1 protein-coding gene is annotated in these 850 nt (G+C 46.1%); it reads left to right on the top strand.

From position 1 onward, the window contains the following. Positions 1 to 59 precede the first annotated feature (59 nt). Positions 60 to 850 (top strand): IS256 family transposase (locus tag ACFOUY_RS08975; protein ID WP_378960168.1); only part of this gene is annotated, 791 nt, incomplete at its 3' end.

Below are 850 nucleotides of genomic sequence, written 5' to 3'. Positions count from 1 at the left end.
GAGGGTGTAAAATAAACTGTGTCAAAAGTTAAAATCACTAACTTTAGATACAGTTTGTTATGACGAGAGAAGAACAGCTCGATTATGAGCTAATGAAGCAAAAAGCCCTTGAGCAGTTACGTTCGGGCAAATCATTGTACGGCAAGGATGGAGCATTCGCCCCTTTGCTAAAAAGCTTTCTTGATTCTGCCCTTGAGGCTGAATTGGATACGCATCTTGACCAGGATGAGCGTTTTTCGGGTAACCGAAAAAATGGCAAGACCTCCAAAGAGGTAAAGACCTCCGCTGGGACGATTTCCATTCAGACGCCCCGGGATCGAAATTCCACCTTTGAGCCCGAGATCATCCGTAAAAGAGAAACCATCCTTGCAGAAAGCCTAGAAAGCAAGATCATCGGTATGTATGGGCTTGGAATGAGCCTGCGTGATATCTCCAGGCACATTAAGGATATGTACGATACGGATATCAGCCATGCAACGCTTTCCTCCATTACCGACAAGATTATACCCGAAGTGAAGGAGTGGCAATCCCGTCCACTTGAGGAGCTCTACACCATCGTTTGGCTTGATGCCATGCACTACAAGGTAAAAGAGGACCACCGAATGGTTTCGCATGCCGTCTATAATATCCTTGGAGTAAACCGCCACGGACATAAGGAACTTTTGGGAATGTACGTTTCTCAGAGTGAGGGAGCCAACTTTTGGCTGAGCGTACTTACCGATCTGCAGAACCGTGGAGTAAAAGATATCCTGATCGCCTGCATTGATAACCTGAATGGGTTTCCACAGGCAATCAACGCCGTTTACCCAGAAACGGAGATACAAACTTGCATTGTTCACCAGATACGCAA

Source organism: Pedobacter jamesrossensis, assembly GCF_042650905.1.
In the GTDB taxonomy this organism is placed as follows: Bacteria; Bacteroidota; Bacteroidia; order Sphingobacteriales; family Sphingobacteriaceae; genus Pedobacter; species Pedobacter jamesrossensis.
The sequence above is the reverse complement of the archived record's forward strand: the minus strand, read 5'-3'. Positions and strand labels throughout refer to the sequence as shown.